Annotated in this window: 12 protein-coding genes; 7 read left to right on the top strand and 5 right to left on the bottom strand. The window is 55.0% G+C overall.

The annotated features are described in order from the left end of the window. Positions 1 to 3: 3 nt before the first annotated feature. From SE15_RS02015 to SE15_RS02005, 3 genes are all read right to left on the bottom strand, one after another. Positions 4 to 972, bottom strand: coding sequence for a GDP-L-fucose synthase family protein (locus SE15_RS02015; protein ID WP_054520429.1), 969 nt, complete (start codon positions 970 to 972; stop codon positions 4 to 6). After that, positions 962 to 1,450 carry a winged helix-turn-helix domain-containing protein gene (locus SE15_RS02010; RefSeq protein ID WP_054520428.1) on the bottom strand — a complete coding sequence of 163 codons (489 nt, stop codon included), beginning with the start codon at positions 1,448 to 1,450 and terminating at the stop codon, positions 962 to 964. Before SE15_RS02010 ends, SE15_RS02015 begins: the two co-directional genes overlap by 11 nt. 348 nt (positions 1,451 to 1,798) lie before the next feature. After that, positions 1,799 to 3,271: a DUF6056 family protein gene (locus tag SE15_RS02005; RefSeq protein WP_054520427.1), complete on the bottom strand. Its 1,473-nt coding sequence runs from the start codon at positions 3,269 to 3,271 to the stop codon at positions 1,799 to 1,801. Positions 3,272 to 3,664: 393 nt separating this feature from the next. Here SE15_RS02005 and SE15_RS02000 point away from each other — a divergent pair, with 393 nt between their 5' ends. Next, positions 3,665 to 4,150: a DUF4395 domain-containing protein gene (locus tag SE15_RS02000; protein ID WP_083461636.1), complete on the top strand. Its 486-nt coding sequence runs from the start codon at positions 3,665 to 3,667 to the stop codon at positions 4,148 to 4,150. Continuing rightward, positions 4,147 to 4,593 carry a thioredoxin family protein gene (locus SE15_RS01995; RefSeq protein ID WP_054520426.1) on the top strand — a complete coding sequence of 149 codons (447 nt, stop codon included), beginning with the start codon at positions 4,147 to 4,149 and terminating at the stop codon, positions 4,591 to 4,593. The genes SE15_RS02000 and SE15_RS01995 overlap by 4 nt, the downstream gene beginning before the upstream one ends. Here the strand turns inward: SE15_RS01995 and SE15_RS01990 are convergent. After that, positions 4,560 to 5,198, bottom strand: a complete 639-nt coding sequence (locus tag SE15_RS01990; RefSeq protein ID WP_054520425.1) for a histidine phosphatase family protein — start codon at positions 5,196 to 5,198, stop codon at positions 4,560 to 4,562. The two genes, SE15_RS01995 and SE15_RS01990, sit on opposite strands and share 34 nt — an antisense overlap. Continuing rightward, complete coding sequence (locus SE15_RS01985; protein ID WP_054520424.1) at positions 5,158 to 6,555, bottom strand: AAA family ATPase; 1,398 nt, start codon at positions 6,553 to 6,555, stop codon at positions 5,158 to 5,160. The genes SE15_RS01990 and SE15_RS01985 overlap by 41 nt, the downstream gene beginning before the upstream one ends. Before the next feature lie 336 nt (positions 6,556 to 6,891). Here SE15_RS01985 and SE15_RS01980 point away from each other — a divergent pair, with 336 nt between their 5' ends. The 5 genes from SE15_RS01980 (at position 6,892) to SE15_RS01960 (ending at position 16,132) form a co-directional block, all read left to right on the top strand. After that, positions 6,892 to 8,517: an HD domain-containing phosphohydrolase gene (locus tag SE15_RS01980; RefSeq protein WP_236689991.1), complete on the top strand. Its 1,626-nt coding sequence runs from the start codon at positions 6,892 to 6,894 to the stop codon at positions 8,515 to 8,517. A gap of 47 nt (positions 8,518 to 8,564) precedes the next feature. After that, on the top strand, positions 8,565 to 9,431 hold the full coding sequence (locus SE15_RS01975) for an alpha/beta hydrolase (protein ID WP_054520422.1): 867 nt from the start codon (positions 8,565 to 8,567) through the stop codon (positions 9,429 to 9,431). An 88-nt stretch (positions 9,432 to 9,519) separates the two neighbouring features. Continuing rightward, positions 9,520 to 13,623 (top strand): preprotein translocase subunit SecA, encoded by a 4,104-nt coding sequence (locus tag SE15_RS01970; protein WP_054520421.1) that lies wholly within the window; start codon positions 9,520 to 9,522, stop codon positions 13,621 to 13,623. An 89-nt stretch (positions 13,624 to 13,712) separates the two neighbouring features. Next, positions 13,713 to 14,966, top strand: a complete 1,254-nt coding sequence (locus SE15_RS01965; RefSeq protein ID WP_054520420.1) for a 30S ribosomal protein S1 — start codon at positions 13,713 to 13,715, stop codon at positions 14,964 to 14,966. A 35-nt stretch (positions 14,967 to 15,001) separates the two neighbouring features. Beyond that, positions 15,002 to 16,132 (top strand): dipeptidase, encoded by a 1,131-nt coding sequence (locus tag SE15_RS01960; protein ID WP_054520419.1) that lies wholly within the window; start codon positions 15,002 to 15,004, stop codon positions 16,130 to 16,132. The last annotated feature ends 6 nt before the right edge of the window (positions 16,133 to 16,138 follow it).

Here is a 16,138-nt window from a genome sequence, read left to right as displayed (position 1 = left end):
ATTTCAGGCCGATGCCACACCTCGCGCCGCCTGACGATTTTCGCGGTACCAGGCAATCGTTCGCCTCAGCCCTTCCTCAAAAGGCGTTTGGGCTTTAAAGCCGAAGTAGCGCTCAGCCCGCGTCGTATCCAGGGCGCGCCGTGGTTGGCCGTTGGGTCGCGACGTATCCCACACCAGGCGCCCCTTGAAACCCGTCAGGCGACGGATCATCTCAGCCAGATCCCGAATGCGGATCTCCATGCCAGAGCCCAAGTTGACAGGTTCGGGACCGTTGTATTTTTCCGTAGCCAGGACAATGCCCTCAGCCGCGTCCTCCACATACAGGAACTCGCGCGTGGGCGAGCCATCTCCCCACACCACGACCTCTGGTAAGCCCTGCTCTTGAGCCTCAATGCACTTACGGATCAGGGCCGGAATGACATGAGATGTTTCCAGATCAAAGTTGTCCCGTGGTCCATAGAGGTTAACCGGCAGCAGGTAAATGGCATTGAAACCGTATTGCTGACGATAAGCCTGCGCCTGTACCAACAACATCTTCTTGGCCAGACCATAAGGCGCATTTGTCTCCTCAGGATAGCCATTCCACAGGTCATCCTCTTTAAACGGCACCGGCGTGTATTTTGGATATGCGCAGACGGTGCCGATGGCGACAAACTTTTCCACCCCACGCTGCCAGGCCTGATGCATGAGTTGGACGCCCATCATCAGGTTGTCATAAAAGAATTCAGCCGGGTGCATCCGGTTGGCGCCAATGCCCCCCACATGCGCCGCCAAGTGGATGATGATATCCGGACGGGCATCTTCCAGCATCCGGCGGATCGCCTGAGGATCCACCAGATCATAATCGCGTTTACGAGGGACAAAGATATCGGTGGCGCCGCGCTGGCGCAATTTCTCCACCACGAATGAGCCCAGAAAACCCGCGCCACCTGTGACGCAAAAACGCTTCTTCCAAAACGAATCAGTGTTCATCAGCAGCCTCGTTCGGGAATTCGAGTTGAATGGTGAGATGCCGCACGTGGATCACCGGCGCACGACCGTTATCCACCAGCGTTAACCCTTGTTCCAGGCACGTTAAACGACAAACTTCTGCCACCTCGCCCTCGCCTTCCAGGCGCACCGCCTGATAACCATCTTGTCGCACCTTTTCGATAATCCCCAGTGCCTGAGCACGCACCTTACGGTAAAGGTGGAAGGAATCGCGGATATAATCCAGGGTGAGGCGAGTGCGCAAAGCCACCCCCTCAGGGGTGATCAGATAACGCAGTTTGCGGCGCTCTACACGCCGCACTTTAATATAGCCCTTGGCTATCAGACGCTTGAGGTGCCAGTTTACCGTCCCCACCGCCACGCCCAGCCGCGTTGCCAGTGAGGCCTGGGTAGCATCCGGGTCTTGCTCAATTTGCTCCAGGATGATCAGATCACGCGTAGATTCAGAAGAAAGCGGCATAAACACCTGCTAATATTCAACGGCTGAATTATAAAACAGCCCCCCAGATCGGTCAAGCCCGGCTTTTCGTACCAAGTTAGCGTGAGGTTGGGGCTGCCTTATATAGATTCCTATTACCTATTAGCAGAGAGCCGAGGGCACCAAGTGCATAGAGTTGCCAAGATGGAAGGCAAACCCACTAAGCACAACCAAAACCCCAGGAAATCTGGTTAATTTTTCTTAGCAGTGCATTTGGTGCAAGGTTGGCAATGTTTTAGCCGTAGTATCTCATTATGTTTGCCATATCTAAACGAAGTTACCCTGGTTACAGGAATCATTTACTCCAGCAAGCAGGACTCCTTTTATTTTCTAGGGTGGTACCTTCTCATCCCAGCCAGGCTGATCAGCATAGATGGCACGAACACCATAGTAGACTTCCGCACAGTTGGTATACCAATGTGCTGCGTCTCGGGAAAGTTCCATAACATTAGGAATAACGTGATCTATCTCCATGACATGGATCTCTGAAAAACCCTGCTGCTTAAGTTCTCTAATCCTCTGATCTCGTGCATCCCAAAACCGAGCCCATTTCTGATACAAGGGAGTGTTAGTCCGTATTTCAGTAATATGAAATATAGGATACACATACAATATGCTAAGAAATAAAAGAGCCATCGCAGAAAAGCGAGAGGGTTGCGACAAGCGTACCGATAACGACCCAACCATCTCCCCCACAACCCAAGCCGCAATCCCCATAATAACCACAACAACAAATCGAGCCAAAATGAGAGCCCTTAACTCTGGATAACTTGACTCAGCATAAGCAGAGGGAGCCATACAGCAAAGCAATAGTAATATTCCACTTCCTACAACGAGAAATAATTTCCAAGGTAGCAAGCGCAAAGTTGTAACTCTTAAGGGGTGATGAGTAGCACTATAAAAACCAAAAAAGAAGAAAAATGCTAAAATCACTACGTTTTCATATACCTGCTTCATCGTCTTTAATGTAAATATCGCAGCATAACGAAAACACATTTCGAGCAAAGCCAAGAGATTAGGAGGGGAAGGGAGATCCATCAATCTTGCTTTTACTACTGGTGAAAAAGCCAATAAAACCAGAGCCACGAGGGTTCCCAACCAAATCACAGCGCTTAAGAATAGAGGAGCACGAAAGCGCCAGGAACTTCTATGGGCAAAGATATAAGAACCCAATACTATCAAAGTCCAGAACCCTCCCTGAAAAGCCACCCCTGTTTCCGAAAACCCGCCCCCCAAAACAGCAAGAGAGAATAATATCCCCCCATAAAGTAATAATGGGCGCCCACTTTGCCCACAAATCGAGAGAAACGCTCCCAGGAGGATAGCATTGAACACCAAAGGCATCAAATAAGGCAACATACCAGATCGCCAATATAGAGATTGAGCAATATCCGGTGTTCTATGTAGCACCAGAAACACAACGGCCTCGGCAAGCAACATGGCCTCAATAGCCCTAATAGGCCGATTCAACAGTTGAGCAGCTTTGCGAAACACGAAATACAAGGAACCCACCCAAAGGATTAGCGCTAGACCTGGCAACCAACCATTGGCTTTAGGACCAAATAAGTCGGCAAGGTGGGAGAAGAGGGTCAGGGAATAACGATTCCCATGATATGTGGTCACTTCAAAGTAAGAGCGCCGCTGAGCCTCCCAGAAGCCATACTCAGAGAGCACGGCAGCATAGCAATAATCATCTCCGCTATAACGCATAAATGCCCCATTAACCCCATACGCAATTAGGGGAATCGAAAATGCAAGAACTCCCAGTCCAATGGAGAGAGTGTATAGATGAACTTTTTTCACATCCTTTCCCAACCTTAATCAGTGAAAAGATACTATACAAACTCTACTTTCGGAATGACCACCTTCCGGCGACAATCAAATGGGCTGAACAAACCAAACCTTAGGCTAGAGAAAACATTAGCATGCTCATTAAGTTTCGTCAAGCCGAAACTTTCAGATTTCAAAATTTATTTTCCCCCGAAATCACCCCTTGCATTTATAGCGACATATTATATAATTTTTATCATGATAAGATCGCAGAAGCAAATGGGGAATATGTGTTTGTGTAAGCCGTGGAGGTGGCAACCGCCGGTTTAGTATTTGGACGTTCCATGGGCCTGCTACGAGCGGTTGCTACCTAACCTAAATAAAAGCAACCGCTCGTTTGATTCCTTCTCTGGAGGTTTTGTATCCATGACTGCACTGAAACCTGTTGATCACACTGCTTTACGCACCAACCAAGCCGTCATCATCTTGTTGCTGGTTTTGGGATTTGTCTTCGACCAGCCCCTTCTGGTTGGCGTCGTCGCCCTATTTATGCTCGGCGGCACCCTGGTTGGGCAACCGGGCTTTGGTTGGCTGTATCATAAAATTCTCAAACCCCTGGGTTGGCTCAAGCCCGAAATCTTGCATGACAATCCCACCCCCCACCGCTTCGCCCAGGGATTTGGTGGTACGGTCGTTGCCGCCGCCACCCTGGCTCTCCTGGCTGGTGCTCCAACCCTGGGATGGGTATTGGCCTGGCTGGTAGTTGGGCTGGCCGCACTTAACCTGTTTCTTGGTTTCTGCGCGGGATGCGCAGTCTATTATCTCCTCAATCGCCTGGGAGTACCTGGCTTCAATCAGGCTCCCCCGCCGGGTACACGCCCTGGTTTCCGTCCTCCGCGGCAGGCTCTATGACCTCCGATGTTCTGACCCGTTTGTTGCTGGCGTTGCTTATCCTGGGGATGGGGGGTATCGCCTTCACCCTGGTCAATCGCTGGCTATTGTGGCGGGCCGGACGTAGCCAGTCCTTGCCTCCGGGCTTCCGCCCCGGTCGTCCTGCCATCCTCTACTTCACTACGCCGGAATGCGTGCCCTGCAAGACATTGCAAGGTCCGGCGCTACGACGCGTGCGGGAGCAGGCGGGAGAGGCTCTCCAAATCATCGAGATCAACGCTTACGAACACCCCCAACTCGCCGATCAGTGGGGTGTCTTTAGCATTCCCACCACCTTCATCCTGGATGTAAAGGGGTATCCGCGCTTTGTCAATCGGGGAGTGGCACATGCGGAGCAACTCCTAGCACAGATTGCACAGGTGTATCAGGGTCAAGCGGAGGGACTACCCGGCGCAGCCCCCTGAGCCGATAACCCACCCCATTCAAACTCACACGTCCGATTAATGGTGAGCACCTGCGGTCTTTCCCCCAGCATAACTATGGAGATAGATGCCGGTGTAATCACCAAGCGGTGAAGATCATCGAGGCACATGTTGAGGTAATGGAGCAACGCCAGACGAATCACGTCGGCATGGGTCACGCAGGCGATCATGCCCTCCAGCGCCAGGTTTTCCAGTTCACTCACCACACGCTGCTGCGCCTCTGCCAGCGATTCCCCATCCGGGAAACGCACCTGCGCGGGCGCCGTTTGCAGCAGTTTCCAGAGCCGAGTACGTTGCAGTTGCCTGTAAGAGCGTCCCTGCCAGCGCCCAAAGTCCACTTCATTCAAACCCGAACGAACCTCGATCTGCAAACCCAAAGCGCGTGCCAGAGGCTCGGCGGTTTCCAGAGCACGTTCCAGGGGACTACTATAAAGTGCCTGCACGGGAGCACCCAACAACATTCGGGCTACCGCCAATGCCTGCTGTTGCCCACGGCGATTTAAATGGACACCCGGCAGTCGACCCGCCAAACGACGGTACATGACATCATTCTCGGCGTGGCGTATCAGAAGTAGTACCTTGGGCATCGGTGTCTCCGGTGTCCGGTTGGGATTGAAGACCCGCGGCCTGAGCCGCCCGCCACTGCGCCAGGCGAGCCGCAATTTCCGCTTCGTATCCCTGATCCGAAGGATGGTAAAATACCCGCCCCAACAGGTGATCAGGCAGATATTGCTGGGGAATGAAATGCTCAGGAAAGCCGTGGGGATACTGATATCCCTGCCCGTGTCCAAATCCCTTAGCATCGCGACTGCTATCCATAAGATGGCGCGGCACAGCACCGGGGCCTTCCGTCTCCACCAGGCGCTGCACTTCAAAGAAGGTGGTTGCGGTGTTTGATTTTGGCGCAGTCGCCAGGTAGAGGGTGGCTTCGACAATCGGGTAAATTCCTTCGGGCATTCCGATGTACTCAAAGGCATACGCCGCTGCTGTGGCTACCAACAATCCGCGCGGATCGGCCAGGCCAATGTCTTCACCAGCCAGGATAATCAGACGCCGCAGAATGAAGCGAGGGTCCTCGCCGGCAGTAAGCATGGTGGCCAGCCAGTAGAGGGCGGCATCCGGATCAGAGCCGCGCACTGATTTGATGAAGGCAGAAATCGTATCGTAATGGGCATCCCCCTGACGCCCATAATGAATGGCACGTTGCTGAATAGCCTCTTCGGCAATCTCACGGGTGATGCGAATCACTCCTTCTGCATCTGCAGGAGTGGTTTCAACGGCCAGTTCCAGCGCATTAAGCAGGTTGCGCGCATCGCCCCCCGCCGCACGCAACCACAAAGCGCGGGCTTCTGGTTCAATCAGAACAGCACGCTGCCCATATCCGCGCTCTGGATCGCGCAACGCACGTTCCAGCACCACGTTCAAATCGTCCTCGCTCAATGGGCGCAATTCAAAGATACGTGAGCGTGACACTAATGCCGGGATCACATCAAAATAAGGATTCTGAGTGGTTGCCCCGATTAGGGTGATTAATCCACTCTCCACATGGGGGAGCAAAGCATCCTGCTGAGCTTTGTTCCAGCGATGCACTTCGTCAATAAAGAGAATGGTGCGCTGACGGTAAAGTTTTCGCCGTTCAGTGGCCTCTTCAATGATCCGTCGCAGATCCGCCACCCCAGCCAGCACCGCCGAGATGCGCTCGAAATGCGCTTTTGTGTGATGGGCTATCACTTGTGCCAGAGTGGTCTTACCACTTCCCGGCGGCCCATACAGGATGATAGAGGTCATCAGATGATCAGCCTCGATAGCCCGGCGCAACAGGCGGCCCGGGCCGATGATGTGGTCCTGCCCCACAATCTCATCCAGGGTGCGCGGGCGCATGCGCATTGCCAAAGGCGCCTCTGAGGCCATTTCCTGCTCCATGGCGTGTTCGAATAAATCCATACCTACCTTCCATTTTAACATATGCGTAATAGAGAGCACTTAAGAGATACGGGTATAAAATAGAAGAGTCGCGTGAAACGATATCTTAACAGGCAGCCATTGAAACGGACGGGCTTGTTCAAAAATTTCATTCAAATTTAGACAGAGGGAGTATAAGCACACCTTTGCGGCTACATGATGATTTTAGCAGTGGTGACGGGTTACTCGATGGATACTTCTCCCCTTTTTACTGCCCTGTTACACAGCACACATCTGCTGAGGAGTTTACTTTTTGCGGGGGAAAGTAGAAGTGCATTCTTCCAGGTATTCCTACAGGATTACTCCAGATTGGAACTGGTGTTATCCAATTGGGAGACTCTAAAGCCCTACATTTATGCGGCCGGTCTACTGGCCGTACTTTTAGCAATTAGTCTGGTCGCGCTGCTCGGGTTACGGCATCGCCTGCGGCAACAAACGGCTGCGCTGCGTAATAGCGAAGCCCGCTACCGTACCCTGGTGGAAAACGCCACTGAGGGCATTCTGGTCATCGCAGGTCAAGAGGGACGCATCGTTTTTGCCAATCCCATGGCGGCAGAAATTTTGGGTCAGCCTCTGGTCACGTTGGAAGGTATCCCTGTTGCAACCTTGATCCACCCGGAAGATCGCGCTCAGGTCATGGCACGCTATGCTGCCCGTTTGCGCGGTGAGAATCCACCCCCGCGTTATACGTTACGGGTGATCACAATGCGCGGCGCCACCCGTTGGCTCCTCCTGCATGCCGAACGTATTACCTGGGAGGCTCAACCCGCAATTCTGGTGATGTTCTCCGATATCACCGAACGCCAGGAAGCCGAGATCTATATCAACGAGAAACTACGCCAGATGGCTGCCCTGCGTGCAATTGATGCGGCCATTATCAACAACTCGGAAACGGCAACCCTCCTGGAAATAATCGTGGAGCAGACTCGCAACGCTATCCCGGTAGATGCAGCCGCTGTCTGGCTTCTGGATGAAAGCCGCCAATCCCTGAATCTGATCGCTACTGAGGGCTTCCAACATGCTTTTCCATCTCCTCGGCGCCTCCTCACGCCGGAAGAGTGTGCATATGAGGCCATCCTGACCCGTCGGGTTGTGCAACGCTCAAGCCTCGATCAGGCCTCGCTTTCCCCTGAAACCTACGCGCTATGTACCGCCGAGGGATTTCAGGCCTACTTGGTAGCCCCTCTGGTTGCGCGGGGAGAGACCCATGGTGTATTTGAACTCTACCATCGTGCTCCATTACCAACTCCCCCTGACTGGCTCTCTTTTTTCGAAAACCTGAGTACTCAAACTGCGGTGGCCATGGAGCACGTTCGCCTGTTTCAGGCACTCGAACAGGCTAATCTTCGCCTCACTCAGGCTTACCAGGCCACCATTGAAGGTTGGGCGGCGGCACTGGAATTACGGGATGGCAGCCTGAGCGGGCACTCCCGCCGGGTAGCCGAGTTGAGCGTCGAACTTGCCAGGGCATTGGGACTTAAAGACGAAGAGTTAACATATATCCGTTACGGCGCCTTGCTCCACGATATTGGCAAAATGGCCATCCCGGACCCCATCCTTCAGAAAGAAGATGATCTCTCCTCCGAGGAGTGGGAGATCATGAAACGCCATCCCGAATATGCCAGGCAATTTCTAGAAGCGGTGGATTTTCTCAAACCTGCGCTGGATATCCCCTACTACCATCACGAGCGCTGGGATGGTAGCGGTTATCCGGAAGGGTTAAAGGGCGAGCAGATCCCCCTGGCCGCACGCATCTTTGCGGTGGTAGACGTATGGGATGCTTTGCAAACCCCGCGTGTCTACCGTCCGGCCTGGGATGATCATTCCATTGCCGAGTATCTGCGCCGCGAAAGTGGTCGTTTATTCGACCCGCATGTGGTGAGCGTTTTCCTTGATCTGCTCAAAGCCAAAGGTATTCTGTTCACTTCGAAATCAGAATTATGAGGGAAAAGGGTACTAGGGGATTTCCACACCGGTCGCTTTGGGGTTGGATGAGCCTGGGGCTGATCGGAATGTTGGTCGCTTGCAACCCGCAGACTTCCTCAGTGCTCCCCACACAGATAATGCCCTCCGCCACACTTACAGCCACATCCCATCAACCTCCTTTAACCCCCACATCTCCTCCCACTCCTACCCCCACTCCCTGTGGGGCCGCGCAAGTGGAGTCCCACATTATCGAACCCACTCCCATTGGTAAACCCCTGCGCTTCCAGGTCTATCTGCCCCCCTGCTACAATCCTCAAGCCAAGCCGGGTTACCCCGTCCTCTTCCTCCTGCACGGCCAGGGCAGTGATGAAAGTCTGTGGCTCACCCTGGGTTTACCCAGCCTGCTGGATAGACTCATACAAACCGGTCAGGTGAAGCCCTTCCTGGTCGTCATGCCTTATGAGGAATACGCTCTCCGCGACCCTCAGGAATCGGCCTTCGGGCAAACGCTGATGGAAGTTCTCATCCCCTGGATCGAAGAATATTTCCCCGTCTGCCGCGAACGAGGATGTCGGGCGCTTGGGGGCATCTCGCGTGGTGCCGGATGGGCGCTCCATCTGGGCATACAGCATAGCGATCAGTTCATTGCCATCGGCGCCCACAGTCCGGCGCCTTTCTGGGGTGACGACTTGCGCCTGTATTACCGGGCATCTGAGATCCCCTCCGACCAATGGCCGCGCTTTTACCTGGATAGTGGAAAGTATGACCGCTATCTCAAGGCCGCTCAGGCATTTGTGGATCGCCTGGAGAGCCTGGGGCTCCCCTACGAATGGCACCTTAACGATGGCGAGCATAATGCGGCTTATTGGCAGGCACACCTCGAAGATTACTTGAGGTGGTACGCGGCTCAATGGCAAACCTCACCCCCTTGACGCAGTCTTCGGCTGGTGCCAGAAGCCAATTTCAGTATGTGCTATAATCTCCCCTCAGAAAGTCTTTTAAGAAAAGAACTGAGGGCGTATGTTTAAGAATCTTATTCGTGTGCTAAGTGGCGATCCAACCCGGCGCGAACTTAATCGGTTGATGCGTCTGGTGGAGCGCATTAACGAACTGGAAAAAACTTTCGAAACCTACAGCGACGAGGCGCTACGCGACAAGACCGAGGAATTCCGTCAGCGGCTGCGTGAAGCCACCGCCGGGATTGAAGATGAGCAGGAGCGTTACCAGGCCGAGCAGGTGGCGTTGAATGAACTCCTGCCCGAAGCCTTTGCCGTGGTACGCGAAGCCGCCAAACGCACCCTGGGGTTGCGCCCCTACGATGTACAACTCATGGGTGGAATTGTGCTCCATGAGGGCAAAATCGCCGAGATGCGCACGGGCGAGGGCAAGACATTGGTGGCCACGCTTCCGCTTTACCTCAACGCTCTCACCGGCCGTGGCGTGCATTTGGTAACCGTCAATGACTACCTGGCGCGGCGCGATGCCCGCTGGATGGCTCCCATCTATGATCTGCTGGGGCTCAAGGTGGGTGTGCTACAAATGGCCGCCCGCACCGAGAATGGCAAAAAAGCCTTTCTGGTAGACCTGGAGAAATCCTCGCCGTTTGAGGACCAGCATCAACTGCGCATGGTTGATCGCGCAGAGGCTTACCGCGCAGACATTGTTTACGGTACCAACAGCGAGTTTGGATTTGACTACCTGCGCGACAACCTGGCGATGCGCCTGGAAGATCGGGTGCAGCGCGGGCACTATTACGCCATTGTGGATGAGGTGGATAACATCCTTATTGACGAAGCCCGTACCCCGCTCATTATCTCCGGGCCGGCGGCTGAAGAAACCGAATGGTACGTTCGCATGGCACAGGTGGTGCGTCAGTTGCGCGAAGAGGACTACGAAATCAACGAGCGCGATCGTACAGTCACCCTGACGGAGGTGGGTAAAGCCCATGTGGAGGCGCTTCTGGATATGGCTCTGGGTGATCCCGACCGCCCTGAGGACATCACACCCGAACAAGCGCGCATCCTGGGTTACCTGGAACAGGCTCTCAAGGCCCAATTCCTTTTCAAGCGCAACAAAGACTACATTGTTCAGGGCGGCAAGGTTATTATTGTGGATGAGTTCACCGGGCGGCTGATGCCCGGACGACGCTGGTCAGAGGGCTTGCACCAGGCCGTGGAGGCCAAAGAGGGGGTCCGTGTTGAACCCGAGAACGTCACCTACGCCACTATCACCATTCAGAACTACTTCCGCATGTATCAGAAACTGGCGGGAATGAGCGGCACGGCGCTGACGGAAGCCGAAGAATTCAGCAAGATCTACAAACTGGAAGTTGTACCCATTCCCACGAACCTGGAGTATCAGGCCATGCAACCCGACTCCCCGCTCGTGGAGGTGACGGCGAAAGACGCAGATGGGTACAAATACACCTACTACGCGCGCCGGGATGACCCTCTCAAGCAGCCTGTCTATTGGAAGCGCAAAGATTATCCAGATATCGTTTATCGCACAGAGGAGGCCAAACTCCGTGCCATTACGCTGGAGATCTTGCGCTATCATGTGCTAGGACGCCCTCTTCTGGTGGGCACAACCTCGGTAGAACATTCCGAACGCCTCTCTCAGCGCCTGCAGCCGGAACTTTTGCGCCGCCTGATGCAAGTACTGCTGGTGCGTCAGGCGTGGCTGGAAAAGCACAATCGTCAGGAGGGTGAGACTGCCATTCCCGAGTTGCAGTTCCTCAATAAGCCATTGCCCGAATTGAACGTTAGCGAACTGCGCCAGTTTGCACGGGGTGTGGGTGTGACCTCCCTTAATCCGGAAGAGGGCGCCAACTTAGAACGCCTGATGCAGTTGCTGGAAGTGCGTGAAGAAGATCGCCCCCGTCTGATCCGCGCTTTACAAGGCGGAGTACCGCACCAGGTTCTCAATGCCCGCAAGCACGACGAGGAATCTCAGATCATTGCCCGTGCGGGGGCCTACGGCGCCGTGACCATTGCCACCAACATGGCAGGGCGCGGCGTAGACATCAAACTGGGCGGTGAATTGCGCGAGGAGATCATTCGTGACGTGGTGCGCGTGCTGCGACGCAATGGTTTTACCAACGCTTATGAAATGAGCAATGAAGAACGCCGCCAGGCGCTGCAGAGCCTGCGCGAAGAGCAATACGGCATCTATGCCGAAGCAGTGCACACCTTTTTGAAGTATATGGATGAAATGGAAAAGGTGCGCGCTTTGGGCGGTCTCCACGTGATCGGATCTGAACGGCACGAAGCGCGCCGCATTGACAACCAGTTACGCGGGCGCGCTGCCCGTCAGGGTGACCCTGGCTCCTCGCGGTTTTACCTCTCTCTGGAAGATGAATTGATGCGCCTTTTCGGAGGTGAGCAGGTAGAGGCCATGCTGCGCCGTTTCAATTTTGACGAGAGCCTGCCCATTGAGCACGGCCTGGTCTCGCGCATTGTGGAGCAATCTCAGACGCGCGTCGAGGGGATGAACTTTGATGTGCGCAAGCACCTGCTGGAATACGATGATGTGCTGAACCTGCAGCGCAAACGCATCTACGCGCAGCGAGACCGCGTTTTCAGCAAAGAAGACCTGAGCGATGATGTCACCGACATGCTACGTAATGAGATCCAGGCTCGGGTTCCAGCCGCCTTGCGTGATGAAGAGGGCCCTTGGCGTTTGCTGGCCTACTTGGAAGAGATACAACCCCCTATTGATGTGGATGGTTTGTATCACCCCTCTTACACCTTACGCCTCGTGCTGGATGATCTACGTCAACGCCTGCCCGAAGGGGCAGTGAGCCGCGATCAACTCATCACCGAGTTATTGGGTGTAGCGCGCCGGGCGTTGGAGGCTGAGCACGATCACCTGCGCCGCATTGTGGAAACGCTCTTAGAACGGGCGGAGGAGACCTTTGACGCACAACTTCGCGAGCGCCTCGAAACCCTGGAGACTTATCTGGAAGGGCTGGAAGATCGTTTGGCCGAGAGTGAAGCCCCTCTCCGCCCTCAGGCTCTATTGGACGAGTTGCAAGCCCTGGTGCGTACCCCCCTGCGCCTAAGCCCCGAGCAGCAACGCCGCCTGATTACCGGAGAAGATGGACGCGAAGACATTGAAATCGTTCTGCGTGAACAAATCGAAACCCACCTGCAGAGTACTGCCCTGAACCGCTTGCTGGGAGCGTTGCAGCAGCGCGTAGAGAACTGGAATCTGCGCACCCCCGACGTGCTGGGCCTGACCTGGGACGAGATTCGCCATCAGGTGTTGGAAGCACTTGAGGCGGCCTTCGATCAGCGTCTGAACCTGCTGGTGGGGGAAGATGGGCAAATTCTGCGCGATTTGAACGCGGCTTTTGAAAAAGTGGATGGCAATATTATCCTAGACGAGCGCAGCCTGATGGGCTTGCTGCTTTTCATGATGCAGGGCACTCGGCTGGCGTTCGACCGACGCACGCACCGCCGCGGACAGATGCGCTACCTGCGCTTTACTTACATTTACTATGCCGCCCGGCTGCTAACCGACCAATCCCCTCAGGAACTTACCGAGAAAATCCTGCACCACTTGGAAACCGCTCAAGAGGTCTTGCGACGGATTTGGGGACGCTTCGAATTCAACCGCCTGGCACAAAGTGGCGCCACGGTTGGGCAACTCGATGAACGTGTGCTGCGGCGCTTGGGTGACCGGCAGGGAGATGCGTATCTGGAACAACTGCGCGACCAGCCCCTGGAGGCTTTGAGCGAGGAAGAGCGCGAGGCTGTCATCGAAGCATTGGGATGGCGCTTGCAAAACGAAATTTACCGGGAGCTCCTGCTCAGCGTTATCTCCCAGATGTGGGTGGATTACCTGACGCGCATCGAAGCCTTACGCGTCTCCATCGGACTGGAGGCTTACGCTCAGCGTGATCCGCTGGTGCAGTACAAGAGCCGGGCTTCGGAGATGTTTGAAGAACTGCTTGGCGAGATTCGCGCTGGTGTGGTCACACGCATGTTCACCGCCCAACCCACCCGCAACATGACGGCCACTGTAGAGCGCGAACGGGCCGAGGCGGCGCTGCCCAATGCTCCCGGCCAAACGGATTCAAGGGCCGAGAACGCCATCCCACGCAAGAAGCGCCGCCGCCATTAATGCGGCTAAAATCGCATTGCGAGGGTTGCCAATCACGTTATTCACCTTTATAATGGATGCAATCTTTTCAGGCGGAGTATTGGAATCGTATGAACTACCATGAGACCTCACCGGAGCAGGGGGTAAACCCCGAGACCCCTTCAAACGAAAATAACAATATGGCCTCCCTCCTTGAGCAAGGCCTGGCAATAGATTTTCCCAAACGCGGGGAGATTCGCGAAGGCATCATAGCCAGCATTAACCCAGAGCAGAAGCAGATTCTGGTCAGCGTTGGCACCAAATCCGAGGGTGTCATCAGCGGGCGCGAATTCGAGCAAATCCCCCATGATGAACTGGCACAGCTCCAGGTGGGCCAACGCATTCCCGTCTATGTCCTCGATCCGGAAGATCAGAATGGGAATGTCGTCCTTTCTTACACCCGCGCCCGTGACGAGGTCGCCTGGCGTGAGGCTGAGGAATTGCTGCGTTCTAAAAAGCCGGTTCGCTCCAAAATTGTGGGGTACAACAAAGGCGGTCTGATCGTTCCGGTGAGTGGCTTGCGTGGTTTTCTGCCTGCTTCTCAGGTCAGCCTTTCCCGTCGCGCAATGGCGGCCGGGGATACACCTGAAGAGCGTTGGAGCAAGATGATTGGCCAGGAAATTGATGTGGTCGTGATCGAGGTAGATCGTGAGCGCCGCCGTTTGATCGTCTCAGAACGCGCCGCCAGCACCGAGACCCGCGAATCTATCAAAGAACGCGTGATCGAGGAACTGGAGGAAGGGCAAGTTGTCACTGGTCGGGTGACCAGCCTGGCCGATTTTGGTGCCTTCGTTAACATCAGCGGTGCAGATGGATTGGTCCACCTCTCGGAAATCTCCTGGGAGAAGATTAACCACCCCAGCGAAGTGCTCAAAGTGGGAGATGAGGTTCAGGTTAAGGTCATCTCCATTGACCGTGAGAAGAAGCGCATTGGCCTTTCGATCCGCCAACTCCAGGAGGATCCCTGGTTGCAGCGCGTCTCCAAGTATAAAGTAGGACAATTGGTCGAAGCAAAGATCACCCGCCTGACCAAATTTGGTGCTTTTGCCCAGATTGAGGATCAGGAAGACTTGGAAGGGTTAATCCACATCTCTGAACTGAGTGAGAAGCGGGTGGAGCATCCCAAAGAGGTGCTGAAAGAGGGCGAGGTTGTGACCTTGCGCATCATCCGCATTGATCCCGAGAACCATCGTATTGGCCTGAGCCTGCGCCGCGTGGATTCGCTGGCCTACGCTGACATGGATTGGTCGGCTCTGGAAGAAGTCATTGAGGAAGTGGACACCGAAAGCGAAGACCAGGCTCACGACGAAACCGCTGAGGCCTGAAGAATTCCGCCAAAATGGAGGAGCGCACACGGCGTATGTGCGCTCCTCACATCCAGGCACAATTCCCCATGACATTAATCATAGATGGTCATCAAGATATCGCCTATAACGCCCTGACGTTCGGTCGAGATGTGCGCCGTTCGGTGCTGGAAACTCGCCAGCGCGAGGCCAATACCTGGATCCCACGGGTGACCGGTGAGACCCTGCTGGGCTGGCCTGAGTATCAGCAAGCCCAGGTAGGATTGATCTTTGCTACGATCTTCCTCACCCCCGCCCGGTACAAAGCGGGGGAATGGGAAACTCAGGCTTACACCATGCCGGAAGAAGGGCATCGCCTTGCGGAAGCACAACTGGCCTGGTACCGTCAATTATTTGAGCGCGATCCGGATCTTTTCCGACCGGTATCCACACGCAAGGACCTTGATGCCGTGCTGACTCCCTGGTTCCAGCAACCTGCCATCTACCCCGAAGTCACTCACCCGGTTGGGCTGGTGCTGACTCTGGAAGGCATCGAGTGGATGACCGACCCGGCCCAACTGCCCGCATGGTACGAGGCGGGGGTGCGTCTGGTGGGGATGGTCTGGGCGGGTGATGAGCGATGCGGTGGGATGTACCAGCGCAATGGTTTGAGCCGTGAAGGCCAGGGTTGGCTCGCAGCCCTGGCGGAGACAGGCTTCATTCTAGACATTACCCACATGAGCGAGGCCGCCGCACTGGTGGCGCTAGAACGCTACGAGGGAGTAGTGGTAGCATCCCATAGCAATGTGCGCACGCTGCTTTCCGAAGACCCCCACGAGCGTCACCTCTCTCCGCTCCAAATCCGTCTGTTGATCGAGCGAGATGGCTTGATCGGCGTGCTGCCTTTCAATCGCTACCTACGCCCTGAATGGAAAAATAGCGATCCGCGCGAACAGGTGCGCCTTGAGCATTTAATTGCCCACATTGACACAATTTGTCAAGTGGCGGGCAATGCCCGCCACGTGGCCCTGGGTACCGACTTTGATGGGGGATTCGGCTATCCGGCGGTCCCTCTGGAGATCAACACCATTGCCGATTTACCCCGGTTAGCCGAGGGTCTGCACCAGCGTGGCTACACCCCTGCGGACATCGCTGCAATCTTCCACGCCAATTGGCAGCGCATCCTTGAGAAGGTCTTGCCGGAGTGATCTTGC

Source organism: Thermanaerothrix daxensis, assembly GCF_001306145.1.
GTDB classification, from domain to species: Bacteria; Chloroflexota; Anaerolineae; order Anaerolineales; family Anaerolineaceae; genus Thermanaerothrix; species Thermanaerothrix daxensis.
The sequence above is the reverse complement of the archived record's forward strand: the minus strand, read 5'-3'. Positions and strand labels throughout refer to the sequence as shown.